Source organism: Ruegeria sp. CI1, assembly GCF_056536925.1.
Map to the genome: position 1 here is coordinate 182,619 of NZ_JBQFQP010000001.1, position 23,023 is coordinate 205,641.

26 protein-coding genes are annotated in these 23,023 nt (G+C 57.6%); 16 read left to right on the forward strand and 10 right to left on the reverse strand.

Features of this window, described 5'->3' with window-relative positions; all coding sequences use genetic code 11:
* The 4 genes from ACR0LZ_RS00860 (at window position 1) to ACR0LZ_RS00875 (ending at window position 2,506) form a co-directional block, all read left to right on the forward strand.
* The gene (locus ACR0LZ_RS00860; protein ID WP_480747870.1) at window positions 1-864 is read left to right on the forward strand and encodes a UPF0280 family protein; all 864 of its coding nucleotides are present in this window, start codon (window positions 1-3) and stop codon (window positions 862-864) included.
* Window positions 857-1,438: an amino acid synthesis family protein gene (locus tag ACR0LZ_RS00865; protein WP_480747871.1), complete on the forward strand. Its 582-nt coding sequence runs from the start codon at window positions 857-859 to the stop codon at window positions 1,436-1,438. The genes ACR0LZ_RS00860 and ACR0LZ_RS00865 overlap by 8 nt, the downstream gene beginning before the upstream one ends.
* On the forward strand, window positions 1,435-2,016 hold the full coding sequence (locus ACR0LZ_RS00870; RefSeq protein ID WP_480747872.1) for an amino acid synthesis family protein: 582 nt from the start codon (window positions 1,435-1,437) through the stop codon (window positions 2,014-2,016). Before ACR0LZ_RS00865 ends, ACR0LZ_RS00870 begins: the two co-directional genes overlap by 4 nt.
* 64 nt (window positions 2,017-2,080) lie before the next feature.
* Window positions 2,081-2,506: a MarR family winged helix-turn-helix transcriptional regulator gene (locus tag ACR0LZ_RS00875; RefSeq protein WP_480747873.1), complete on the forward strand. Its 426-nt coding sequence runs from the start codon at window positions 2,081-2,083 to the stop codon at window positions 2,504-2,506.
* A 2-nt stretch (window positions 2,507-2,508) separates the two neighbouring features.
* Here ACR0LZ_RS00875 and ACR0LZ_RS00880 read toward each other — a convergent pair whose 3' ends face one another.
* From ACR0LZ_RS00880 to ychF, 3 genes are all read right to left on the reverse strand, one after another.
* Entirely contained in the window at window positions 2,509-3,675 is a 1,167-nt protein-coding gene (locus ACR0LZ_RS00880; RefSeq protein ID WP_480747874.1) for an amidohydrolase family protein, read from the reverse strand.
* A gap of 179 nt (window positions 3,676-3,854) precedes the next feature.
* Window positions 3,855-4,874 (reverse strand): hypothetical protein, encoded by a 1,020-nt coding sequence (locus ACR0LZ_RS00885; RefSeq protein WP_480747875.1) that lies wholly within the window; start codon window positions 4,872-4,874, stop codon window positions 3,855-3,857.
* Between the two features lie 175 nt (window positions 4,875-5,049).
* Window positions 5,050-6,147, reverse strand: a complete 1,098-nt coding sequence (ychF, locus tag ACR0LZ_RS00890; protein WP_480747876.1) for a redox-regulated ATPase YchF — start codon at window positions 6,145-6,147, stop codon at window positions 5,050-5,052.
* Between the two features lie 201 nt (window positions 6,148-6,348).
* On the opposite strand from ychF, the gene ACR0LZ_RS00895 reads away from it, so the two are divergent.
* The 8 genes from ACR0LZ_RS00895 to ACR0LZ_RS00930 all read left to right on the forward strand — a co-directional run bounded on the left by ACR0LZ_RS00895 (window position 6,349) and on the right by ACR0LZ_RS00930 (window position 12,970).
* Window positions 6,349-6,834 (forward strand): acyloxyacyl hydrolase, encoded by a 486-nt coding sequence (locus ACR0LZ_RS00895; protein WP_480747877.1) that lies wholly within the window; start codon window positions 6,349-6,351, stop codon window positions 6,832-6,834.
* A 79-nt stretch (window positions 6,835-6,913) separates the two neighbouring features.
* The gene (trpA, locus tag ACR0LZ_RS00900) at window positions 6,914-7,705 is read left to right on the forward strand and encodes a tryptophan synthase subunit alpha (protein ID WP_480747878.1); all 792 of its coding nucleotides are present in this window, start codon (window positions 6,914-6,916) and stop codon (window positions 7,703-7,705) included.
* A 160-nt stretch (window positions 7,706-7,865) separates the two neighbouring features.
* Window positions 7,866-9,032 (forward strand): alpha-hydroxy acid oxidase, encoded by a 1,167-nt coding sequence (locus tag ACR0LZ_RS00905; RefSeq protein ID WP_480747879.1) that lies wholly within the window; start codon window positions 7,866-7,868, stop codon window positions 9,030-9,032.
* A 106-nt stretch (window positions 9,033-9,138) separates the two neighbouring features.
* The gene (locus ACR0LZ_RS00910) at window positions 9,139-9,729 is read left to right on the forward strand and encodes a hypothetical protein (protein WP_480747880.1); all 591 of its coding nucleotides are present in this window, start codon (window positions 9,139-9,141) and stop codon (window positions 9,727-9,729) included.
* 138 nt (window positions 9,730-9,867) lie between these two features.
* Window positions 9,868-10,518, forward strand: coding sequence for a 50S ribosomal protein L25/general stress protein Ctc (locus ACR0LZ_RS00915; RefSeq protein ID WP_480747881.1), 651 nt, complete (start codon window positions 9,868-9,870; stop codon window positions 10,516-10,518).
* A gap of 139 nt (window positions 10,519-10,657) precedes the next feature.
* Window positions 10,658-11,344, forward strand: coding sequence for an aminoacyl-tRNA hydrolase (pth, locus tag ACR0LZ_RS00920; RefSeq protein ID WP_480747882.1), 687 nt, complete (start codon window positions 10,658-10,660; stop codon window positions 11,342-11,344).
* A 78-nt stretch (window positions 11,345-11,422) separates the two neighbouring features.
* Complete coding sequence (locus ACR0LZ_RS00925) at window positions 11,423-12,586, forward strand: serine hydrolase domain-containing protein (protein WP_480747883.1); 1,164 nt, start codon at window positions 11,423-11,425, stop codon at window positions 12,584-12,586.
* A gap of 9 nt (window positions 12,587-12,595) precedes the next feature.
* On the forward strand, window positions 12,596-12,970 hold the full coding sequence (locus ACR0LZ_RS00930; RefSeq protein WP_480747884.1) for a DUF2237 family protein: 375 nt from the start codon (window positions 12,596-12,598) through the stop codon (window positions 12,968-12,970).
* Between the two features lie 97 nt (window positions 12,971-13,067).
* On the opposite strand, the gene trpB is transcribed toward ACR0LZ_RS00930, so the two are convergent.
* The 5 genes from trpB to rpsA form a co-directional block, all read right to left on the reverse strand.
* Window positions 13,068-14,315, reverse strand: a complete 1,248-nt coding sequence (gene trpB / locus ACR0LZ_RS00935) for a tryptophan synthase subunit beta (RefSeq protein ID WP_480747885.1) — start codon at window positions 14,313-14,315, stop codon at window positions 13,068-13,070.
* Window positions 14,316-14,475: 160 nt separating this feature from the next.
* Entirely contained in the window at window positions 14,476-15,123 is a 648-nt protein-coding gene (locus ACR0LZ_RS00940; RefSeq protein ID WP_480747886.1) for a phosphoribosylanthranilate isomerase, read from the reverse strand.
* A gap of 9 nt (window positions 15,124-15,132) precedes the next feature.
* The gene (locus ACR0LZ_RS00945; protein WP_480748086.1) at window positions 15,133-15,483 is read right to left on the reverse strand and encodes a lipopolysaccharide assembly protein LapA domain-containing protein; all 351 of its coding nucleotides are present in this window, start codon (window positions 15,481-15,483) and stop codon (window positions 15,133-15,135) included.
* Between the two features lie 7 nt (window positions 15,484-15,490).
* Window positions 15,491-15,775 carry an integration host factor subunit beta gene (gene ihfB, locus ACR0LZ_RS00950; protein WP_480747887.1) on the reverse strand — a complete coding sequence of 95 codons (285 nt, stop codon included), beginning with the start codon at window positions 15,773-15,775 and terminating at the stop codon, window positions 15,491-15,493.
* A gap of 271 nt (window positions 15,776-16,046) precedes the next feature.
* Window positions 16,047-17,723 carry a 30S ribosomal protein S1 gene (gene rpsA, locus ACR0LZ_RS00955; protein WP_480747888.1) on the reverse strand — a complete coding sequence of 559 codons (1,677 nt, stop codon included), beginning with the start codon at window positions 17,721-17,723 and terminating at the stop codon, window positions 16,047-16,049.
* A 288-nt stretch (window positions 17,724-18,011) separates the two neighbouring features.
* On the opposite strand from rpsA, the gene ACR0LZ_RS00960 reads away from it, so the two are divergent.
* Complete coding sequence (locus tag ACR0LZ_RS00960; protein ID WP_480747889.1) at window positions 18,012-19,487, forward strand: sulfatase family protein; 1,476 nt, start codon at window positions 18,012-18,014, stop codon at window positions 19,485-19,487.
* Window position 19,488: 1 nt separating this feature from the next.
* On the opposite strand, the gene ACR0LZ_RS00965 is transcribed toward ACR0LZ_RS00960, so the two are convergent.
* Window positions 19,489-20,019 carry a hypothetical protein gene (locus ACR0LZ_RS00965; protein ID WP_480747890.1) on the reverse strand — a complete coding sequence of 177 codons (531 nt, stop codon included), beginning with the start codon at window positions 20,017-20,019 and terminating at the stop codon, window positions 19,489-19,491.
* Between the two features lie 220 nt (window positions 20,020-20,239).
* Between ACR0LZ_RS00965 and ACR0LZ_RS00970 the strand changes: the two genes are divergently transcribed.
* Window positions 20,240-20,719, forward strand: coding sequence for a YHS domain-containing (seleno)protein (locus tag ACR0LZ_RS00970; protein WP_480747891.1), 480 nt, complete (start codon window positions 20,240-20,242; stop codon window positions 20,717-20,719).
* A 52-nt stretch (window positions 20,720-20,771) separates the two neighbouring features.
* On the opposite strand, the gene ACR0LZ_RS00975 is transcribed toward ACR0LZ_RS00970, so the two are convergent.
* Window positions 20,772-21,389, reverse strand: coding sequence for a (d)CMP kinase (locus ACR0LZ_RS00975; protein WP_480747892.1), 618 nt, complete (start codon window positions 21,387-21,389; stop codon window positions 20,772-20,774).
* Window positions 21,390-21,511: 122 nt separating this feature from the next.
* On the opposite strand from ACR0LZ_RS00975, the gene ACR0LZ_RS00980 reads away from it, so the two are divergent.
* Together ACR0LZ_RS00980 and ACR0LZ_RS00985 are read left to right on the forward strand one after the other, a co-directional pair.
* Complete coding sequence (locus tag ACR0LZ_RS00980) at window positions 21,512-21,949, forward strand: cobalamin-dependent protein (protein WP_480747893.1); 438 nt, start codon at window positions 21,512-21,514, stop codon at window positions 21,947-21,949.
* Window positions 21,950-23,020, forward strand: a complete 1,071-nt coding sequence (locus ACR0LZ_RS00985; protein ID WP_480747894.1) for a radical SAM protein — start codon at window positions 21,950-21,952, stop codon at window positions 23,018-23,020.
* Window positions 23,021-23,023: the final 3 nt, after the last annotated feature.

The following is a 23,023-nucleotide window of genomic DNA, read 5'->3' on the forward strand; positions in this document are numbered from 1 at the left end:
ATGGGGCCGGTTGCCGCCATACTCCCTTGCGGAACCCGGCTGCACCTGCAGCACGGCCCCATCGACCTGATCATCGGCGCGGACGGCGAACGCGTCCGCGCCTTTGATGCCGCCCGCGCCCGGTTCGACACCATTCTTCAGGAACTGGTGGACGAACTGGAAACACTGCGTGCGCCCATGACACCGGACAGGCCCGGACCCTCGGGGCCAACCGCCCGCAGGATGCATTCCGCGACCCTTCCCCACTGCGCCCGTTTTGTCACCCGCATGGCCGCGGTCGCCGGGGCCGTCGCCGACGAAGTACTGGGCGCGATGCTGTCCGCCGCCGACCTGCGGCGCGCCTATGTCAACAATGGCGGCGACATCGCCATACATCTGACCGGAGACGAGCGCTTTTCGATGGCGATGCAGGATCTGCACGGTCGCAACCTTGGCCGCATCACCGTTCACGCGTCTGATGGCATTGGCGGTCTCGCCACCTCGGGCCTCGGCGGGCGCAGCCTTTCCTTCGGCATCGCCGACAGCGTCACCGTCCTCGCCCGCAACGCAGCCTCGGCGGATGTCGCAGCGACCCTCATCGCCAACGCGGTTGACCTGCCCGGTCACCCGGCCATCCGTCGGGTTCCCGCCAGTCAGGTGCAGGACGACAGCGATCTGGGGGACCGTTTGGTAGTGGCAGGCTGCGGCGATTTGAGCGAAAACGAGGTCTGCCAGGCTGTACAAAACGGACAACAGGTGGCTGAAACCATGTACAAAACGGACAAATTGCGCGCCGCACACCTGACCCTGCGCGGTCAGTCCCGTCAGGTGGGCAGTTGCGGATTGGTCTCGGAAACCCGGCAGGAGGTTCTGGAAATTGCATAAAGTTGAATTGCGGAAAACCGTATCCTCATTGGAGGAAATCTATCACGAAGGTGGCCCGGCCTCGGACACACCGCTGCGCCGCGCCTCGGTTCTGGCGATCATCAGGAACCCGTTTGCGGGGCGTTATGTAGCTGATATTCAAGGATTTATGGAAGACCTCAAACCCCTCGGACTGCAAATGGCGCAAAAGCTGATCGACATGCTGGGCGGGCCCGGGAATGTCGAAGGATACGGCAAGGGTTCGCTGATCGGCGAAGGTGGCGAGTTGGAACACGGCGCGCTCTGGCACGCCCCCGGCGGCTATGCAATGCGCCAGCTGCTTGGGAAAGCCAACGCAATCGTCCCTTCTTCCAAGAAAGTCAGTGGGTTAGGCGCAAGACTCGATGTCCCGATCACCCATATCAACGTCGCCTATGTGCGCAGCCATTTCGACAGTATGGAGGTCGGCTGCAACGACGCCCCACGCGCCGACGAGATGGCTTTTGCGCTGGTAATGACAACCGGCCCGCGCATTCATTCCCGCTCAGGCGGGCTGGAAGCCTGGCAGATCAAGGGAGAGGATGGATTGAGATGACAAAAATCCGCAAAATTGCCGTAAATGTCGAAGAAACCCACATTGAATCCGGGCGCGGTATCAATCCACCAACACGCAAGGCTGTCGCCGTCGCGGTGATCGAAAACCCCTTTGCCGGACGTTACGTGGAAGACCTGAGCGAGTTGATCGAAACCGGCGCGGAACTGGGTGAACTGCTGGGCCGCCGCTGTGTCGAGGCGCTGGGGATTGCCCCGCAACAGGCTGAAAGTTATGGAAAATCTGCGATGGTTGGCGAGAATGGCGAGCTGGAACATGCCGCCGCGATCCTGCATCCCAAGCTTGGCGCGCCCCTGCGCAAGGAGGTCGAAAAGGGTGCGGCGCTGGTGCCATCCTCCAAAAAGATGGGCAGCCCGGGCCAAGTGCTGGACGTGCCGCTGGGCCACAAGGACGCCGCCTATGTCCGCAGTCATTTCGACGGTATCGAGGTCCGGCTGAACGACGCCCCTCGTGCCAACGAAATCATGGTGGCCGTCGCCGTCACCGACAGCGGCCGCCCCCTGCCCCGCGTTGGCGGGTTGACGGCAGGCGAGGCCGAAGGCAAGGACGGGTTGCGTTAAACCGTTAGAAAGAATATTGGAACCGGCACGAATTGAACCCGGCGGCACCCAGTGCAGAAGTGAAATGGCAACAGACGACACGGCATATGTTCTGGACGATCAGGTCGGCTATTTGCTGCGCCTGGCCAGTCAGCGTCACGCGGCGATCTTTCAGGCCCACACGATCGAGGGGCTGACCGCCACGCAGTTCGCGGCGCTGGTGCGGATCTCGGAAAAGGGCAAGTGCTCGCAGAACCACCTTGGACGTCTGGCGGCCATGGATGTTGCGACGATCAAGGGTGTCGTGGACCGGTTACGCGACAAGGGCCTGACGCTTACCGAACCCGACCCTGCCGACAAACGGCGTACACTTATTTCGCTATCTCCAGTTGGCGCGGCTCTGGTTGAACGGATGCAAAAAGTGGGCCGCCGGATCACCGCCGAAACATTGGCCCCGCTCACTGCCTCCGAGCAGCGAAGCCTCAACAGGCTGCTGCGCAAGATCGCCTGAAATCAGGCTAAAACTTGCGGCAGTCGTGTTGCCGGCGGCGTATTGCGGCTGCGCTCTGAACGGACGACACCATCAATGATGGTCATGCCCACGCCGGGCAAATTGCCCAGTTGAACCGATTCAAGGATGGTCTTGCCCGGCGCGTGCTGCGCCTGATCCATCAGCACGAAATCCGCACAATAGCCGCGTTCAATCAACCCAGTGTCCAGCTCACGCTGGCGGGCCGTATTGCCATTGGCAAAGCAGAAAGCGATTTCGGCCGGAACGTCGCCCAATGACGACAGCATCGCCACCATGCGCAGAATTCCCAACGGCTGGACGCCCGATCCGGCAGGACCGTCGGTGCCCAGAATGATCCGGTCCATCTGCCTGAGTTCACGCGCCGTGTTGAGCGTGAGCAAAGCAGCACGTTCGTTGCCGTTGTGTACAATCTCAAGACCTGCAGTACAGTTTTCACACAAACACATGATCTGATCATCCGGCAGCGCGGAATGCCCGCCATTGATGTGTCCGATCACGTCCGTTCCGGTTTCCAACACCATATCCGCGTCGATCAGGCCTGAGCCGGGGATCGACGGCCCCCCGGTATGGATCGTGGACTGGATGCCGTATTTCCGCGCCCAGTCGACCATCTGTCTGGCGGTCTTACCGTCCTTGACGGTGCCCAGACCCACCTCACCCAACAGTTTGACGCCGGCGTCCGCCATCTCCTTGAAATCCTGTTCGACCATGCCGTGTTCAATCACCGGCGCGCCCGCGTGCACCTTGACACCCGAGGGACGAAAATTCTCGTACCAGCGCTGCGAGGCAATCGCCATCGCCTTGAGGCCAACGATATCCTTGGGCCGACCCGGCATATGCACCTCGCCCGCCGAGATCAGCGTTGTCACCCCGCCATGCAACGTCGAGTCGATCCAGTGAAGCTGTTGCTGGCGCGGGGTATAGTCACCCACGACCGGGTGCACATGACTGTCGATCAGACCCGGTGCAAGCGTCACGCCATGTGCATCGATTTCGGTATCCGCGCCTTCGGTATCGAGATCGGCCTCATACCCCCAATCGGCGATTTTGCCGTCGACCGCGATCAGGCAGTCGCCGTCATAGATCGGGTGCTCCATCTTGCCGGACAGGATAAGGCCAATGTTCCTGATGACGAGTTTGGCAGACATCGCTTCCTCCCTTGCGATAGGCCGGTGTTTGTTAGCATACCAATAGTTTTGGGGCGTGCGTCAAGCATAGTGTTGATTTGGCGCACCTCGAAACGTCCGGCACAATTGTCCAAAGCTCGAACTTGGATGCGCCATCGAGCGGCAAAAGAAACACCCCCAAGCTTGCCGTTAGTCAGACTTCACAGAGACACCGGAAAAATCCCACCCGCAAAGGCTGCAACAATTGGCGCGGTCAAAGCAAAGCCCGAACGCAAGTGCTCGCTGAGTCCCACTTTCAGTCCATGCGACGTTTTCCAGGCGTCGAAATCGAGCTGTTCTCCGCTCTTGGAACAATGGTCCGCCTTATCGGTCAGGGTCTTGACCCAGCCATCCAAGATCAGGGCCACGGGCAAGTAGAAACTGAGAAGAAGCAAGGAAAAATAGGTTCCGGTGAACAGCGACGAGGCCAACACCACCGACCCGTAGGCCGCCCTGTGTGAATCTGCGACCATCGGAAGCGGCCAATGCATCCAACTGGTTGCAAAAAGCATTCCGAACGTCAGTACCAAACTGGACAGGTACAGCTGATGCCGCATCTGAAGCATGTTTTTGGCCAGCCGCGCAGCCTCCTGTTCCAGGTCGTCGGCCTCGCAGGTGTCGAGGCACAGGATCATTCCAACGATCAGAGCACCCACCGCAAGACCGGCAAGTGCGGTTATTATGTCCAACACGCGATTGAACAAGGAAATGACCGGTACTTCGCCACACCGCCCGAGCAGCCATTTGTCATCCGGTTCCAGACACGCTGGCAGCGTGCCTCGCGACAAGGCCGTTTCGAAAAACGCGGCGCCAAGGCGGTAGTAGGCCCGTGGCGTGTCAGGCGACATGTTTTGCTGAATGGGTGGAATGATGGCCAACAAGAATATGACGAAAACCGTTCCTGCGGCCAAAATCCTTGTCTCTCTCGCTGTCGGGCGCGCCAGAGTGCGGACCAGTATTGACACGGCAAGCACTGCGAGGGATGCGAAGAACCAAGAAGTGGCGAGGAATCTGAATCGCCCTACTCCCTCCAGCCAGGGGCGGTCATCCTGCAGGATATTTGACGGCACGTTCAAATCGGTGGCCATCAACTGACCAGTGATCAGCTTGTTGATCAAAAAGATGCACACCGGCACCAACGCTATGAAAAAATAGCGCGGCTTTACTCGCCTGATGGTCACTGCCGACCTCATAATCTGATCCAAAGTCACATTTGGCTATCTAGCACAAATCTGCCCGGAGCGCATTGGTTTGGTTCCAATCGCTGTCGTCAAACAGTTTGCGTCAGTGCCAAGAACTACCCGCAACCCGCCGCGCGGAGGCGAATTGTGGCGGTAGTGTCCGTCAGTTTCTTGTCTAGGTATTGAACAGGAAATGCATTACATCGCCATCCTTGACGATGTACCCCTTGCCCTCGGCCCGCATTTTGCCCGCATCCTTGGCGCCAGTTTCGCCGTTGCAGGCGATATAGTCGTCAAAAGCGATGGTCTCGGCACGGATGAACCCTTTTTCGAAATCGCCATGAATGACCCCGGCAGCCTGCGGCGCTGCGGTACCTTTTCGGATGGTCCATGCGCGGGCCTCTTTCGGGCCGACGGTGAAATAGGTTTCCAGCTTGAGCAGGTCATATCCGGCGCGGATCAGGCGGTCGAGACCCGGCTCGGACAGGCCCATCTCAGACAGGAACATTTCCGCCTCGTCCGGTTCCAGCAGGCTGATCTCTTCTTCGATCTTGGCCGAGATGATCACATGCGCATTGCCTTGCGCCGCGGCCATTTCAGCCACAGCTCGTGAATAGTCGTTGCCTTCGGCGGCCTCTTCCTCGGACACGTTGCAGACATAAAGCACCGGCTTGGTGGTCAGCAATTGCAGCGTTTTCCACGCCTTGGCGTCTTCGTCGCTGACCTCGACCATACGGGCGGGCCTGCCGTCTTCAAGCATCGCTTGCGCGGCTGCCAACAGGCGATCCTGCTGCTGGGCTTCCTTGTCGTTGCCCTTGAGCTTGCGCACCAGGTTGGCACGTCGTTTTTCGATGCTTTCGAGATCGGCCAGCATCAGTTCGGTTTCGATGGTCTCGGCATCGGCCACAGGGTCGACCCGGCCATCCACATGGGTCACGTCGCCATCTTCGAAGCAGCGCAGCACATGGGCAATGGCGTCGGTTTCACGAATGTTGGCCAGAAACTGGTTGCCCAACCCTTCGCCCTTCGACGCGCCTTTCACCAGACCGGCAATGTCGACAAAGGTCATCCGGGTCGGGATGATCTGACGCGACTTGGCAATGGCCGCCAGATTGTCCAGGCGGTCATCCGGCACCGCCACATCGCCCACATTGGGTTCGATGGTGCAGAACGGGAAGTTCGCCGCCTGCGCCGCAGCCGTTTTCGTCAGCGCGTTGAACAGGGTCGACTTGCCCACGTTGGGCAGCCCCACGATTCCCATTTTAAAGCCCATACCGGCCTCCTGATGCCATTCGACGGGCGCTTTTAGGCGGGTCCCGGACAATGCGCAAGCTGACATTCACAGATAGAAATTGCGTGTGGGTTTTGACAGGTCAACACGTTGCGAAAGCATTGTGCATCCTTGAACATTGAAATTGACAGGGTGTAATGATCAGTTAACCTTGAAACAGGTAATAAGTAGCGGAACACGCGGATGAAATCTCTTGTTGTCTCAATCTTCCTGGTCGTCGGCGCTGGCGCGGCACAGGCCCAATCTGTGATATTTGGCGCCGGTTATGCAGATTTTTCCGACAGCCGATCCCTGGATCAGGGTGTAATCTCTTTAGAATATCAGCATAAACCCTTTCACCAAGCCACGCATTTCGGTGCGGGCTGGGGCGGTGCGTTGTCGGTTCACGAAAACGGCGATGTTCATGTCGGCGTGGGTCTTTACGGTATCTATGATTTCGACAGCAACTGGTTTCTGGAAGGCAGCGTGATGCCCGGATTCTTCTCGGAATCCGACGAGTTGAATGATCTGGGCGGTGAATTCCAGATCCGTAGTCTGTTTGCGGTCGGTTACCGCTTTGACAGTGGCAATCGGTTGTCGTTGGCCATCACACACAAATCGAATGCCAGTACCAACGACTTCAATCCCGGTGTGAACTCGGCCCTGATCCGGTTTCACAAATCTTTCTAGGCGTTCCGGGCCAAGGCGGGATTGATTTTCCCGCCAAGTTTCTGCACATCAGGTCGAAACCCGAGTGCAAGGACTTCCGATGACCCGTATCGACGCCAAATTCGCTGCCCTGAAAGCCGAGGGCAAGAAAGCCTTTGTCGCCTATATCATGGCGGGTGATCCCGACTATGAAACCTCGCTGCAGGTGGTCAAGGGGCTGCCGGGTGCGGGCGTCGATGTGATCGAACTGGGACTTCCCTTTACCGATCCAATGGCGGACGGACCGACCATTCAGGCAGCTGGTCAGCGGGCGCTGGACGGCGGCATGACGCTGGACAAGACGCTGGAGCTGGCGCGCAGTTTTCGCGAAACCGACGATACGACGCCGATCGTGCTGATGGGTTATTACAATCCGATCTACAGTTGCGGCGTCGATGCCTTTCTGGAAAAAGCCAGGTCTGCCGGGATCGACGGCCTGATCGTCGTGGACCTTCCGCCCGAGGAAGATGACGAGCTGTGCATTCCCGCGCAAAAAGCCGGTTTGAATTTCATTCGGCTTGCGACCCCCACCACGGACGACAAGCGCCTGCCGCGTGTGCTGCAGAACACCTCCGGTTTCGTCTATTACGTTTCGATTACAGGCATCACCGGTGCCGCCGAGGCCGAGGCTGGCGATGTTGGCCCCGAAGTGGCACGGATCAAGTCGGCGACCGACCTGCCGGTTATCGTCGGCTTTGGCATCAATACGCCGGAAAAATCGCGTGCAATCGCATCTATTGCGGATGGCGCAGTTGTGGGCTCTGCCATCGTCGGCCAGATCGGGGCGGGAAAGCCAGTTGCTGACGTACTGGCGTTCGTCAAATCGCTGGCAGACGGGGCGCACTCGGTCTGACACGGCATTTTTCTGACTGATAAATCATGTACGGACACCTTGCCGGGTGTCTGTTTATTCGTGCCGTTTATGCTGCGTCATTCCTGCGCACATGGGTGTATTGCGCGCGGAGCAATAAATTGGTAAAAACTTTTTACCACCTCACCGGGAGTTTGGACGGATGCCCGTCATCACCAATATCGACGACCTTAGACGCATCTATGAGCGCCGTGTGCCACGGATGTTTTATGACTATGCCGAAAGTGGCAGCTGGACAGAGCAGACGTTCCGAGAGAACTCCTCGGATTTCGAGCAGATCCGGCTGCGCCAGCGCGTGGCGGTTGACATGTCGGGCCGATCCATCGCGTCACAGATGATCGGGCAGGACGTTACGATGCCGGTTGCACTGGCTCCGGTCGGGTTAACCGGGATGCAGCATGCAGACGGCGAGATGAAGGCGGCAAAGGCAGCGGAAGAATTCGGTGTACCATTCACCCTGTCCACCATGTCGATCAACTCGATCGAGGACGTGGCCGAATACACCTCCACGCCCTTCTGGTTTCAGCTTTATACGATGAAGGACGAGGACTATGTCCGCCGTCTGATCCAGCGGGCCAAGGATGCCAAATGCTCGGCGCTGGTAATCACGCTGGATCTGCAAATTCTCGGTCAGCGGCACAAGGATCTGAAGAACGGCCTGTCAGCTCCGCCGAAACTGACCGCGAAAACCATCGCGAACCTGATGACAAAATGGGCATGGGGTATCGAGATGCTGGGCGCCAAGCGGCGCGAGTTTGGCAACATCGTGGGCCATGTGCACGGCATATCCGACACCTCGTCACTGGGTGCGTGGACTGCGGAACAATTCGACCCAAGCCTCGACTGGGGCAAGGTCGAGAAGCTGATGGAGCAATGGGGCGGCAAGGTGATCCTTAAGGGTATCTTGGATGCCGAGGATGCCAAAATGGCCGCAAAGATCGGGGCCGATGCCATAGTTGTATCAAACCATGGCGGACGCCAGTTGGATGGCGCATTGAGTTCGATTCGCGTTCTACCGGAAATCATGGATGCAGTCGGAAGCGATATCGAAGTGCATCTGGACAGTGGTATCCGTTCGGGTCAGGACGTGCTCAAGGCTTTGGCTTTGGGGGCCAGGGGTACCTATATCGGGCGGGCTTTCGTCTATGGTCTGGGCGCCATGGGCCAAAAAGGGGTGAGCACCGCGCTGGAAGTGATCCGGAAGGAGCTGGACACGACCATGGCGCTGTGCGGTGAAAAATCAGTAGCGGCGCTTGGGCGCCACAACCTGCTGATACCCGAGGACTTCGGTGGGCGCTGGCAGGCGTGACGGATTGGCGATCCTGCCCCTGTTTTGACAATCCGGATAAACCACAGGATATTCGGCAAAAAATACAAGGCAACCCGTCCTGCAAGTCTATCTGAAACAGAACCTCGTGTTTCTCGCAGTGCCGAAAACCGGTACGACCGCCATAGAGGCGGCGCTGAGAACTCATGCCGATATTGTCTTTGCAAATATGCGAAAACACACGACAGCCGCGCAATATCAAAACAGCGTCGCGCCGTTTTTGCGCCAGTTCAGCGGTGCCCGACCTGAAATCGTGGCCTTGATGCGCGATCCAATCGAGTACATCCGAAGCTGGTATCGCTATAGGTCACGGTTGACGGACCCTGAAAACCCAAGGACTCTTAAGAACATCAGCTTCGAATCCTTTGCCATTGGAACGACGCAAGACCCGCAACCCGTTTTTGCCGCGATCCGCAACCAATCCCACTATCTGATGCTCAAAGATGAGAGCGTCCCGGTCCACCACCTGTTCGACTATGACGAACACGAACGGATTCAGACATTTTTCTCTGACCGGTTTCACGAAGACATCGAATTTCCCGTCCGCAACGTCTCGCCCTTTGTTCCAACGCCATTGTCGGACGAGGCCGAACAAAGCTTGCGCAAGGTACACGCCCGAGATTTCGCGCTTTTTGATCGACTGCGCGAAGCCGGGGGATATTTACGCCCCCTGGAGTGATCGCGGCGGAGAAATGGCCGCCAATTGGCGCTTTCGGCCCGAATCGCCCTTTTCAAATCCGCAAATCCGCTGTATGGGCAGCGCTTCATGCGGGGTGACAGCCTTGGAGGCACCCTGCCCTAACATTGGAGATTAAACATGGCTGGTGAGATTCCTGATCTCGAAGCTCTGGAACGGACGGGGACAGGCAAGGGCGCCGCTCGTCAGGCACGCCGCGACGGCATGGTTCCGGGCATTGTATTCGGTGGCGACAAAGAGCCTCTGCCGATCAACATCCCGTTCAACAAGCTGCTGAAGATGCTGAAAGCAGGCCGCTTCAAATCGACCCTGTTCAACCTGAAGGTCGACGGCCACGACGACGTACGCGTGATCTGCCGCGACGTTCAGCGCGATGTTGTCAAGGACCTGCCCACGCACCTCGACCTGATGCGTCTGCGCCGGACCACCAAGATCAACCTGTTCATCCCGGTCGAATTCATCAACGAAGGTGCTGCACCCGGCATCAAGAAGGGCGGCGTGCTGACCGTGGTTCGCCCCGAGGTGGAGCTGGTGTGCACCGCCGGTGACATTCCGGAAAAGATCACCGTCGATCTGTCCGGACTGAACATCAACGACGTGGTCACCATTTCGTCGGTTGATCTGCCCGAAGGCACCAAGCCGACCATCAGCCGTGACTTCGTGATTGCCAACATCTCGGCCCCGACAGGTCTGTCGACGAGCGACGACGAAGAAGACGGTGAAGAGGTCGCAGCTGATGAAGTTGAAGTCATCGGCGAAGACGAAGAATAAGCCCGGAACTCACGGATCCGGAATGTGAAACGGGGCTTCTTTGAAGCCCCGTTTTCTTTTGGCCTGCTTCCGATCTGGATTCTCGGCGTATTTCGGGGCATCTAGACCGGCAAACACGACAATCATGCGGAGCGCCGGAATGAAACTTTTTGTCGGATTGGGAAATCCGGGACAGAAATACGCCCGGAACCGGCACAATATCGGTTTCATGGCGGTGGATCGCATTGCCGAGGATCATGCTTTCGGGCCGTGGAAGTCAAAGTTTCAGGGCCAGATTGCCGAGGGGCGGCTGGGCAACGAAAAGGTCATTCTGCTCAAGCCGGAAACTTACATGAACCGTTCGGGCCAGTCGGTGGGCGAGGCCATGCGTTTCTACAAGCTGGACTCGACAGATGTGACCGTGCTGCATGACGAACTGGACCTCGCCCCTGGCAAGGTGCGGGTCAAGGCAGGCGGCGGGCATGCAGGGCACAATGGCCTACGCTCGATCCATGACCATATCGGAGCGGCCTATGACCGCGTCCGTCTGGGCATCGGTCATCCGGGGCGCAAGGAACTGGTGTCGGGCTATGTCCTGCACGATTTTGCCAAGGCCGATCAGGACTGGTTGGAGAACGTCCTGCGTGGGGTATCGGACGGGGCGCACCATCTGGCCGAGGAAGATGGCGGCAAGTTCATGAATGCGGTGTCTCTGCGCTCTGCACCGCCACGCTCGTCGACGACACCCAAACCAAAGACCGATCCACGGCAGCAAGTCGAATCGCAGGACGAAAAGCAGGACGAAGCTTTGTCACCGATGCAAAGGCTGCTGAACAAGTTCAGGTAAGTTCCCTGCCTTCCGCAACGTTGCGATTGCCTCACGCGCAAGATGGCGATGCAATGGTCACTTGAGGGAGAATTCGAGATGCGCAATATCGGAAAATGGTTAGGCCGCGTTTTGCTGGCGCTCGTTCTGGCGGCTACAGTCGTGGGATTTTGGAAGCGGGAAGAAATTCTGCGGCTGATGGCGGTGAATTCACTGTTTTCCGAGGAAAAAATCGTTGGCAATTTCTCTCATATGGATGCGGCGTTTCTGACGGCGCCTTTGCCGCGCGGCGACGGACCGACTGTCGAGCTGCCTCATGGCGATGAATATGAACTGCCGCAAGGCGCGGAGAATTGGATTGACGAACGGGCGGTGACGTCGCTGCTGGTGCTGCAGGGTGGCAAGGTGCGGTTCGAAGAGTATTATCTGGGTACCAGCGCCGAGGACCGGCGAATTTCCTGGTCAATTGCAAAAAGCTATCTCTCTGCCTTGTTCGGCATTCTGCTGGAGGAAGGCGCCATTGCCTCGATCGACGATCCGGTTACCAAATACGTGCCCGATCTGGTCGACACCGCCTATGACGGCACCACGATCCGCAACGTTCTGAATATGGCAAGCGGCGTCACGTTTGATGAGGACTATCTGGACAAAAGCTCGGACATCAACCGGATGGGGCGCGTCGTGGCGTTGGGCGGCACTTTGGACGATTTCACGGCAAGCTTCACGGAACGCTTCGCAGAGCCGGGCGAGACCTGGCAATACGTGTCCATCGATACCCATGTCATCGGCATGGTAATCCGGGGCGCAACGGGTCGCAGCATTGGCGAATTGATGGCTGAAAGGATCATCGCGCCGCTTGGGCTGGAACATGACGGCTATTACATCACCGATGGTTCCGGCACCGCCTTTGTGTTGGGCGGATTGAATTTTACCACTCGCGATTTTGCCCGATTCGGGCAGATGATCCTTCAAGACGGGCAATACAACGGACAGCAGATCGTTCCCGCCGAATGGATCAAGGCCTCCACAGTTCCGACCGCACCCACTGAACCGGGAAAAATCGGCTATGGGTATCAATGGTGGATTCCCGTCGGCGCACACGAAGGCGAGTTTCTGGGACGTGGGGTTTACGGGCAATACCTGTATATCGATCAGGCGCGGGATGTCGTGATCGTCACTACCGGAGCTGATCGCAAGTTTCGTGACAAAGGTGTGAACGAAGAAAATATCGAAATGTTCCGCAAGATCGCTGAAAGCCTGTAGACTGGGCGTATGATCAAAAGCGAAAGCATCAACGTTCTCGATGGCGAACTGGCCCCGTGTTCGGATGATCCCCTGACGGGTTTTTTCAGGGATGGTGTCTGCAATACCTGCACCGAAGACCATGGCAGCCATACCGTGTGTGCAGTGATGACGGCCGAGTTTCTGGCCTATTCCAAATACGTAGGCAACGATCTGAGCACGCCCCGGCCAGAGTTCCACTTTCCGGGGCTGAAAGCGGGCGACAGCTGGTGTTTGTGCGCCGCGCGGTTCCTGCAAGCCTATGACGAGGGCTGTGCCCCCAGGGTCAATCTGGAAGCCACGCACAAACGGGCACTGGACATTGTGCCCCTGTCGATACTGATCGCGCAACGGGCACCGGTGTAGTCATCACGGGTTCGCAAGGCAGCAACGGCCCGGACAAAACAAACGGAACCTCGGTTCCGAAGTTCCATTTGTCGCGTATTACGCGTGGTTTGACCGATCAATCCGCGTCGCGGCCTTCGGTGTCGGACATATCGAAGCCCAGGTATTTGGCGACAGTAAAGATATCCTTGTCGCCCCGGCCACACATGTTCATGCAGATGATGTGATCCTTGGGCAGATCAGGCGCGATCTTGATCACGTGGCCCAAGGCGTGGCTGGGTTCCAGCGCGGGAATGATGCCTTCGGTGGCACAGCACAGCTGGAACGCGTCAAGCGCCTCCTTGTCGGTGATCGAGACATATTGGGCGCGGCCGACCTCATGCAGCCAGGAATGCTCCGGCCCGATGCCGGGATAGTCGAGACCGGCAGAAATCGAATAACCTTCGAGGATCTGGCCGTCGTCATCCTGCAGCAGATAGGTTCTGTTGCCGTGTAATACGCCCGGACGGCCGCCGGTTAGCGAGGCGCAATGCTCCATCTTTTCGTCGACACCTTTGCCGCCCGCCTCGACCCCGATGATGCTGACCGATTTGTCGTCGAGGAACGGATAGAACAGGCCCATCGCGTTCGAACCACCACCGATGGCGGCAATGATTGTGTCGGGCAGACGGCCCTCGGCCTTCATCATCTGCTCCTTGGCTTCCTTTCCGATGATCGACTGGAAGTCGCGGACCATCGCCGGATAGGGGTGTGGTCCGGCCACGGTGCCGATGCAATAAAACGTATCGCGCACGTTTGTCACCCAATCGCGCAGGGCGTCGTTCATCGCGTCTTTCAGAGTGCCGCGGCCTGATGTCACCGGAATCACTTCGGCCCCAAGCAGGCGCATGCGGAACACGTTTGGTGCCTGACGGCGCACATCATGCGCACCCATATAGACGATGCATTTCAGTCCAAACTTGGCGCAGACCGTGGCAGTGGCCACGCCGTGCTGCCCCGCGCCGGTTTCCGCGATGATCCGGGTCTTGCCCATGCGGCGCGCCAGAATGATCTGACCCAGCACGTTGTTGATCTTGTGCGCACCGGTGTGGTTCAATTCGTCGCGTTTCATATAGATCTTTGCGCCGCCAATTTCTTCGGTCAGTCGCTCGGCGAAATAGAGCGGTGACGGACGGCCCACGTAGTTGGCCCAGAGATCATCCATCTCGGCCCAGAAACCGGGGTCGACCTTGGCCTTTTCATATTCCTCTTCCAGCGACAGGATCAGCGGCATCAGGGTTTCGCTGACAAAGCGACCGCCAAAGATACCAAAGCGGCCGTTTTCATCCGGACCGGACATGAAGGAATTGAAAAGATCGTTTGCCATGTGTCGCGCCCTCTGTTGGGTTTTACCTGTCCTAGAGCGCCAGCGCGATGAGAGCAAGCCAAGGCAATTCGAATTGCTATCCAAAACCGGGTTTGTCAGGCGATGAAGCCAATCAGGTTGTCAAACAGCGACACCCGATGTCACGACATTTGCGCAGGTATTAACGGTGGGCTGCCTTGATAAAGGATTGAATCAGGCCCGCATCCTTGACGCCTGGGGCAGATTCCACCCCGGAGGACACATCGACCTGACGCGCACCTGTCATCCGCACCGCCTCGCCCACATTTTCGGGCGACAGACCACCCGCCAGCATCCAGGGGCGCCGCCAATATTTTTGCCCCGCCAACAGCCGCCAATCAAATGCCAGTCCATTGCCGCCGGGCAACACCGCATTCTTCGGCGGCCTGGCGTCTATAAGCAGTTGGTCGACTACATCCGAGTACAGATCAATTTGCGACAAATCCGTCTCGTCCCCGATGCCGATCGCCTTCATGACCGGCAGGCCATACCTGCCTTTGATCTCGGACACCCGATCGGGGCTTTCCTTGCCATGCAACTGCAACATGTCGAGCGGCACAGCGCCGGTGATCCGGTCCAGTTCCTCATCCGAGGCATTTACCACCAATGCCACCTTGGCCACACCAGCAGGTACTTCGGCGGCAAGATTCGCCGCTTTTTCTGCCATCAGGTGACGTGGCGATTTTTCGAAGAACACGAAGCCGACATAGCGCGCACCAGCCGTAACGGCGGCGCGCACATGTTCGGGCGCGGTCAGACCGCAGATTTTCACGCTGACTTGGTCGGGCATGAATGACCCTTAACTGGTCTCTTCTAACAGGGCCAGAACTTCGTCCTTGCCTTCGTTCTTCTGCTTCTTGAGCTTGGAGACCTCACGCTCAAGCTTGCGCACTTCGCGGTGCTTCACATCGGCTTGACGGCGGTGTTTGTGCTCGCGCAGCCATTCCCAGATGAATCCGATCACCAGCCCGGCAACAACGCCGCCCAGAACTACAAGAAACAGCGGCAACGACAGCGTAAAGTTGAAACCCAACAGATCAGCCAGATCATCGGGGATGAGTTTCAGGGTGACAGGTGCCCGGTTGGCCAGCGACACAGAAATCAAAACGATCCCAAGTGCGGCCAAAAAGGCATAGCGAATGTAACGCATCATATGTTCAGGCTTTTCCGTTCAATCGATCGCGAAGCAGCTTGCCGGTCTTGAAGAAGGGCACGTGCTTTTCTTCCACTTGCACGGTTTCGCCGGTTCTGGGATTGCGACCAATCCGCGCGTCCCGTTTTTTCACCGAAAACGCGCCGAACCCGCGCAGTTCAACCCGGTCGCCGCGGGCCATGGCGTCAGTCACTTCTTCAAAGATAGTATTCACGATCCGCTCGACATCACGCTGATAAAGATGCGGGTTTGCATCGGCGATTTTTTGAATCAGTTCGGAACGGATCATTCGGAATACCCTCCCAGGTCACGGGTTGTTTTGTTCTATTTGGTTGGGAGTATAGGGAAAAACCTGTGGCGGGGGAACGCAGAGTCTTTGCGCGGACGCTTCAATTTGAGGCCCGAAAACACAATTTTTCGCCATCCATCAGCGAATTAACACCTGTTTCCCGGTAGTGGGGGCTTTGCACATGCAGAAACGGAACGCGTTGATTCGCAACAAAAACGGCCCCGCACAGATGCACGGGGCCGCAATTTGATAACCGTCAGGCGTTTCGGGCTTAGTCGCCCGACTTTAGCGCTGCACCCAGGATATCGCCCAGCGACGCGCCCGAGTCCGACGAGCCGTACTGCTCCACGGCTTCTTTCTCTTCGGCGATCTCGCGTGCCTTGATCGACAGACCCAGACGACGGGTCTTGCTGTCGACGTTGGTGACGCGAACATCAACCTTGTCACCTACCGAGAAGCGCTCGGGGCGCTGTTCGGCGCGGTCACGGCTCAGGTCGGAACGGCGGATGAAGGACTTCATGCCTTCGTATTCCACCTCGATGCCGCCATCTTCGATCGCGGTAACGTTCACGGTGATAACCGAGCCACGCTTCACGCCGCCAACGGCTTCGGCGAACTTGTCACCACCCAGGGCTTTGATCGACAGCGAGATACGCTCTTTCTCAACATCCACTTCCGAGACGACCGCCTGAACGACATCGCCCTTGCGATAGTTCTGGATGGCATCCTCGCCACGCTCGTCCCAGCTGAGATCCGACAAATGGACCATGCCGTCGATGTCGCCTTCGAGGCCGATGAACAGACCGAATTCGGTGATGTTCTTGACTTCGCCCTCGACCTGAGTTCCCTCGGGGTGAGTTTCCGCGAACACTTCCCACGGGTTGCGCATCGTCTGCTTGAGGCCCAGGGACACGCGGCGCTTGGCGCCGTCGATTTCCAGAACCATGACGTCGACTTCCTGGCTGGTCGAAACGATCTTGCCAGGATGGACGTTTTTCTTGGTCCAGGACATTTCCGAGACGTGCACCAGACCTTCGACACCAGCTTCGAGTTCGACGAACGCGCCGTAATCGGTGATATTGGTGACACGGCCTTTGTGAACCGAGCCCAGCGGGTATTTGGCGCCAACCAGATCCCACGGATCTTCCTGCAGCTGCTTCATGCCCAGGCTGATGCGGTGGGTTTCCTTGTTGATCTTGATGACCTGAACCTTGATGGTTTCGCCGATCGTCAGGATCTCGGACGGGTGGTTAACACGGCGCCACGCCATGTCGGTGACGTGCAGCAGCCCGTCAACACCGCCCAGGTCAACAAACGCACCGTATTCGGTGATGTTCTTGACGACGCCGTCCACGTTCTGGCCTTCGGACAGATTGCCGATGACTTCAGCGCGCTGTTCGGCACGCGATTCTTCCAGGATGGCGCGGCGCGACACGACGATGTTGCCACGGCGGCGGTCCATCTTCAGAATCTGGAACGGCTGCTTGAGACCCATCAGCGGGCCGGCATCACGCACGGGGCGGACATCAACCTGCGAGCCGGGCAGGAACGCAACTGCGCCACCCAGGTCGACGGTAAAGCCACCTTTGACGCGGCCAAAGATCGCGCCTTCGACGCGTGCATCGTCGGCATATGCTTTTTCCAGGCGGTCCCATGCCTCTTCACGGCGGGCCATCTCGCGCGAGATGACGGCCTCGCCGCGGGCGTTTTCGGCGGCGCGCAGGAAGACTTCGACCTCGTCGCCAACCGTGATTTCAGGGGCTTCGCCGGGATTTGCGAATTCTTTCAGATCGACGCGGCCTTCCATCTTGTAGCCTACGTCGATGATGGCCTGGCCGGCTTCGATCGCCAGAACCTTGCCTTTGACAACCGAACCCTCTTCGGGGGTGTCCATTTCGAAGCTTTCGTTCAGGAGGGCTTCGAATTCCTCCATGGTTGCGTTAGCCATGTGGCGTTGTTTTCCTTTTCACATCGATTTTTCTGGCCGAGCGGTTGTCTCCGCCGGTCTTGGAGTTGGTCAGGCGACCCGGTTTCGTGCCATAAAACAAAGAGGGCCGGTTGTCCCGACCCTGCTCGTCTCTTTTTTCTATGGCTCAAATCGCCTTGTCGACGCGCGCTCTATAACGGGTCTGTCCGCACCCCGCAAGGAAAAAGCCAAAAACGGCTTTCGTGACGCGGTTGGTCGCGCAACACTGTGTCTTGGCCGGAATGCTTTCACGAATAACAAGGAAATGGAATGCCCGATAACCTGAACTTTCTCGTCATCATTTCGGATGAGCATCGCAAGGACGCAATGGGATGCGCCGGTCATCCGTTCGTACAAACCCCAAATCTTGATGCACTTGCTGCGCGGGGCACGATGTTCGAGGCGGCCTATACCCCTTCTCCGATGTGTGTGCCGACCCGCGCGGCATTGGCCACTGGCGACTGGGTGCACAGGACGGGCCACTGGGACAGCGCCACGCCCTATGCCGGGGAGCCACGCAGTTGGATGCGACAGCTGCGCGATTGCGGAAGAGAAGTTATATCCATTGGCAAGCTTCACTTCCGCTCAGGCGAGGATGACAACGGGTTTTCACAGGAGATCCTGCCGATGCATGTGGTGGGTGGCGTAGGTTGGGCTGTCGGGCTGTTGCGCGAAAACCCTCCTCCCTACGACTCTGCCGCCGAATTGGCGGCAGATGTGGGTGTCGGCACAAGCACCTATACCGACTATGACCGCGATATCACAGCCGCAGCAGAACGCTGGCTGAAGGATCCCAATCGTCATCAACAGCCCTGGGCCGCTTTCGTGTCACTGGTCAGCCCACACTATCCCCTGACCTGCCCCGAGGAATGGTATGCGCTTTATGATCCAGCGCGAATGGACATGCCTGTAGGATATGAAGCCCGCCCGGTGGACCACGAAGAGCTGCAAAATATTGCCGGGTTCTTCAATTACGGAGACTATTTCGATGAACAGAAAGTACGTGAGGCCAAGGCGGCCTATTACGGGCTGACGTCGTTCATGGATGATTGCGCAGGCCGTGTGCTGAAGGCGCTGGAAGACAGCGGGCAGACTGACAAGACCGTTGTGGTTTATGTCTCGGATCACGGTGACATGATGGGAGATCAGGGGTTCTGGACCAAACAGGTGATGTACGAAGCCAGCGCGGGGGTCCCGATGATCGCGGCGGGGCCGGGAGTGCCAGCTGGCCACAGGGTCTCTACCTGCACCAACCTGACCGATATCGCCGCAACCGCTCGCGAGGTCTGTGGCATCGCTGACGACGAGAACAACGTGACCCAACCCGGAAAATCCCTGCGCCACATTGCCAATACGCCTTACGATCCGGATCGAACCGGGTTCAGCGAATACCATGATGGTGGGTCAAAGACCGGCACCTTCATGGTGCGCTGGGACCGGTGGAAATACGTCCACTATGTCGGCCATCCGCCCCAACTTTTTGATCTGAAAAATGACCCGCATGAATTGGTGAACCGCGCCATGGACGGGGAAAATGACCCAAACGTCCGCGCCGCGCTGGCCGAAGGCGAGCGCCGTTTGCGCATTATCTGCGATCCGGACGACGTCAACGCCCGCGCTTTTGCCGATCAACGTCGCAAGATCGAGGCACTGGGCGGCGAAGAGGCCTGTCGCACCGCCTTTGTCTTCAACCACACCCCCACGCCCGACGAGCAGGACAAACTGCGTGAGGGATCTGCGTTGTAGATCAGAGTTCTTCTCCCTTTTTCAGGAGTTCGTCGATCAGAGTGCGCTGAAGATCGTTGCTGTCGCCGCCGCCAAACTGCACAGCACCCCCGGTGTAGAGTGTGCCATAGGTCTTGGCGATATTCACCGTTTGCCCAAGGCCCGAGATAAACTGATTCTTTTCAAGCGGGGAAAGCGGGTGAATGAACACCGCCCACAAGGTTCCGTTTGCGATGGCATAGCGGGCATCAAGGGCGCTGTCGAAATTGGCCTGCATCATGCGGCGCATATCGTCGGGCGATACGTCCGCCGCGTTGCGGATCGGAACCATTGCGCGCATCCGGTCCGCATTTATGTCGGTAATCACCAAAACCGGAACATCGGCGACCATCATCTGAAACCCGGGGCCTTGCGGTTTTGCCTCCGGGTCCAGCGTAAAGATGATACGTCCCAGTTCTTCATAAGTCATGGGTGGTTCCGTGTTTGGGGCGGTTTCCTCCTGTGCGACACAGAATCTGGCAAGGCATATCAGGATGGCGGCAAGGCGGATCATTCGGGAACTCCGGTTCATTTCCGTACAGTCTAGGCCGGCATGCCCGATCAAACGATTCAAAGCTTGGTGATCAAATTCACGACAGGATCGTCCCATTTCCCGAACGATCGGCAATGTCTTGCGGTCTATCTGCGATAACACGTCCGATTTTTTGTCCCTACCTTCGTCATACCGGCCAGAACCGGCCCGGAAACACATTCATCAACAAGGAAAATCAACAATGAAATCGCTCGTACTCATCGCCCTCATCGCCGCCCTGCCCTTGGCCGCCGCACCCGCATTTGCCGCAGACGAGATCAACGTCTCAAACGGCATCTCGGCAGGTGGCGCCCCGCTTGCGGCGCATGGTGTGGACCTGGTTGCGCTGGTCACCAGTGGCAACCCGGTCGAAGGCTTCGCCACCCATTCCGCCACATATGACGGCGCGTCCTATTATTTCACCTCCGAAGAAAACCTCGACGCGTTCCAGGCAAACCCGGCAGCCTACTTGCCGCAGCATGGCGGGTTCTGCTCTTACGGTGTCTCGGTTGGCAAGAAATTCGACGGCGACCCGGATCAATATGTTCTGGCTGACGGCAAGCTCTTTCTGTTCCTGAACACCGCAACCCGTGAGAAGTTCCTCGAAGACGTGGCAGCCACGGCAACGACAGCCGACAATCAATGGGCGCAGATCAAGCACATCGCCGTGGGCGAACTGTAATCCCGCGCTGCCGGTGTCAGTTCCACTCACTCCGGCAATTGCCCGCGAAAGCCTAGGTTTTCGCGGGCATCTTTTTGTCGATCACCGCAATGGCGCGCTCCAGAGCCTCTTCGATGCTCAACTCGGATGTGTCCAGCAGCACGGCATCATCAGCGGGTTTCATCGGCGCTTCGCTGCGCCCCATGTCCCGCGCATCACGTTCCCTGACATCCGCAAGCACCTGTTCGCGAGTGATATTTTCGCCTTTCGCGGTTAGCTCGATATACCGACGCTCGGCGCGCACCTCGGGGCTGGCGGTGACGAAGAGCTTTACGTCAGCTCCCGGGCAGATAACCGTCCCAATGTCGCGCCCATCCAGAACGGCGCCACCCTCTTGGCGGGAAAAGTGTCGTTGAAATTCGACCAAAGCTGCGCGCACTTTGGGCATGACTGCCACCTTTGATGCCGCCTGGGCCACATCCGCGCTACGCAGATCATCGCGCCGCAAGTCTTTGGGCCGCAGCGTTTGCGCTGCTTCAACAGCGTCTTCACCGGTCAGCACACGCCGTCCAACAGCCCGATACAGCAACCCGGTGTCGAGATGCGCGAACCCGTAATGTGCCGCAACACCCTTGGAGATCGTACCCTTTCCCGCCGCAGCGGGGCCGTCGATGGCAATTGTAAAGCTCATCTTCTATCCCGTTCTACCTGCCATGGGCATAGTTCATGTTCGAACTTTCCGACAGCAAAAAACCGATTGAAAGTCCTGGAACGAGGTGAAACAGTTTCAACCAAAAGCAGAGCATTGATAAATTGCGCATTACACTTCTTCACCCGCCCCATACCGCAATTGGAAGCCGAATTCCCAAGGAAAACCTGCCCCCGTTCGGATTATTGTGTATTGGCGGTCCACTTATTGACCGCGGGCACGACGTCACGTTGATTAACGGCGATCTTGCCCCATTAGGCTTTGATGAATGCGTAGAACGTACGCTCGAGACCAAGCCAGACATCGTTCTGATCGGCCATTCCGGGTCAAGTTCCGCACATCCGACTGTAAAAACCCTTTCGATGCTGTTGAAGCGCCAAAAACCGGGGCTAGTCATCGTTTATGGCGGTGTATATCCCACGTATCATTGGCGTTCGGTCTTATCCGAGTGCCCGCAAATCGACTTTGTTGTTCGTGGTGAAGGCGAAGAGACCACTTCTAACTTGATCGCTGCAATCCAACTGAGAACTGATCTGGAATAGGTGGCCGGAATCGCCTTTCGTGATAACTCCAATCAGCCCGTGTCTACACGCCCTGCTCCGATGATCAATGATTTGGACTCGAACCGAATTGGATGGGAACTGATCAATTTCGATGATTACTCATATTGGGGAGGGCGCAGGTCGGTCATCCTTCAGTTCTCGCGTGGTTGCCCACATCTTTGCAGCTATTGCGGACAGAGGGGTTTCTGGACCCAGTGGCGCCATCGGGATCCAGAAAAATTAGCCAAGGAAATTGCGTGGCTTGCTCGTGAACATGGTGTCGAAATGGTCAATCTTGCCGACGAGAATCCGACCTCTTCCCGCCGGCAATGGAAAAGGTTTCTTGAGGCTCTGATCGCCGAGAATGTACAAGTTACGTTGATCGGGTCCACTCGTGCGGATGATATTGTACGGGACAGGGACTTGTTGCCGTTATACAAAAAAGCTGGTGTCTTGCGGTTCCTATTGGGTCTGGAAAGCACCGACGAAGCGACCTTGTTGTCGATCAACAAGGGGGCAAATACGCAAAAGGACATGCAGGCGATCCGCCTGTTGCGTTCTCACGGCATGATTGGCTTATGCACCTTTGCCGTGGGCTTTGCAGATGAGCGAGATAGAGACTACCTGCGATTGTTCAGGCAATTACTGAGGTATGACCCTGATCAAATCATGTCCATCTATGCAACCCCTCACCGGTGGACACCTTTTTCCGAAGACGTCAGGGACAAAAAAGTTGTAGAAACCGATCTACGCAATTGGGACTACAAGCATCAGGTGTTGGACACTCCGTTCGTTCCGCCTTGGCGCGTTTTCCTTTGGGTCAAGACCATCGAGATTCTGATCTCTCTTCGCCCGACGCATCTGATGAGACAATTTAGAGAGGTTGATCCAGAATTGCGTCACGCGATGCGCTGGTATTCGAAAATGGGGTTGCGTGTCCTGCTTCATGAAGGTCGCGAGTTTGTATATCGACGACGCAATCAAACCGGGTGCACAGTCGCCACATTCTGGGGCGATAACCAAAAATTTCCGGAAGAAGCTATGGAACGGCCAAAACGAAAGATCAGTTGAAAT

Excerpts from the sequence above, each read along its gene's own strand:
- ACR0LZ_RS00860 (WP_480747870.1), top strand. The coding sequence starts at position 1 with ATGGGGCCGGTTGCCGCCATACTCCCTTGCGGAACCCGGCTGCACCTG.
- ACR0LZ_RS00870 (WP_480747872.1), top strand. The coding sequence starts at position 1,435 with ATGACAAAAATCCGCAAAATTGCCGTAAATGTCGAAGAAACCCACATT.
- ACR0LZ_RS00875 (WP_480747873.1), top strand. The coding sequence starts at position 2,081 with ATGGCAACAGACGACACGGCATATGTTCTGGACGATCAGGTCGGCTAT.
- ACR0LZ_RS00880 (WP_480747874.1), bottom strand. The coding sequence starts at position 3,675 with ATGTCTGCCAAACTCGTCATCAGGAACATTGGCCTTATCCTGTCCGGC.
- ychF (WP_480747876.1), bottom strand. The coding sequence starts at position 6,147 with ATGGGCTTTAAAATGGGAATCGTGGGGCTGCCCAACGTGGGCAAGTCG.
- ACR0LZ_RS00895 (WP_480747877.1), top strand. The coding sequence starts at position 6,349 with ATGAAATCTCTTGTTGTCTCAATCTTCCTGGTCGTCGGCGCTGGCGCG.
- trpA (WP_480747878.1), top strand. The coding sequence starts at position 6,914 with ATGACCCGTATCGACGCCAAATTCGCTGCCCTGAAAGCCGAGGGCAAG.
- ACR0LZ_RS00905 (WP_480747879.1), top strand. The coding sequence starts at position 7,866 with ATGCCCGTCATCACCAATATCGACGACCTTAGACGCATCTATGAGCGC.
- ACR0LZ_RS00915 (WP_480747881.1), top strand. The coding sequence starts at position 9,868 with ATGGCTGGTGAGATTCCTGATCTCGAAGCTCTGGAACGGACGGGGACA.
- pth (WP_480747882.1), top strand. The coding sequence starts at position 10,658 with ATGAAACTTTTTGTCGGATTGGGAAATCCGGGACAGAAATACGCCCGG.
- ACR0LZ_RS00925 (WP_480747883.1), top strand. The coding sequence starts at position 11,423 with ATGCGCAATATCGGAAAATGGTTAGGCCGCGTTTTGCTGGCGCTCGTT.
- ACR0LZ_RS00930 (WP_480747884.1), top strand. The coding sequence starts at position 12,596 with ATGATCAAAAGCGAAAGCATCAACGTTCTCGATGGCGAACTGGCCCCG.
- trpB (WP_480747885.1), bottom strand. The coding sequence starts at position 14,315 with ATGGCAAACGATCTTTTCAATTCCTTCATGTCCGGTCCGGATGAAAAC.
- ACR0LZ_RS00940 (WP_480747886.1), bottom strand. The coding sequence starts at position 15,123 with ATGCCCGACCAAGTCAGCGTGAAAATCTGCGGTCTGACCGCGCCCGAA.
- ACR0LZ_RS00945 (WP_480748086.1), bottom strand. The coding sequence starts at position 15,483 with ATGCGTTACATTCGCTATGCCTTTTTGGCCGCACTTGGGATCGTTTTG.
- ihfB (WP_480747887.1), bottom strand. The coding sequence starts at position 15,775 with ATGATCCGTTCCGAACTGATTCAAAAAATCGCCGATGCAAACCCGCAT.
- rpsA (WP_480747888.1), bottom strand. The coding sequence starts at position 17,723 with ATGGCTAACGCAACCATGGAGGAATTCGAAGCCCTCCTGAACGAAAGC.
- ACR0LZ_RS00960 (WP_480747889.1), top strand. The coding sequence starts at position 18,012 with ATGCCCGATAACCTGAACTTTCTCGTCATCATTTCGGATGAGCATCGC.
- ACR0LZ_RS00965 (WP_480747890.1), bottom strand. The coding sequence starts at position 20,019 with ATGATCCGCCTTGCCGCCATCCTGATATGCCTTGCCAGATTCTGTGTC.
- ACR0LZ_RS00970 (WP_480747891.1), top strand. The coding sequence starts at position 20,240 with ATGAAATCGCTCGTACTCATCGCCCTCATCGCCGCCCTGCCCTTGGCC.
- ACR0LZ_RS00975 (WP_480747892.1), bottom strand. The coding sequence starts at position 21,389 with ATGAGCTTTACAATTGCCATCGACGGCCCCGCTGCGGCGGGAAAGGGT.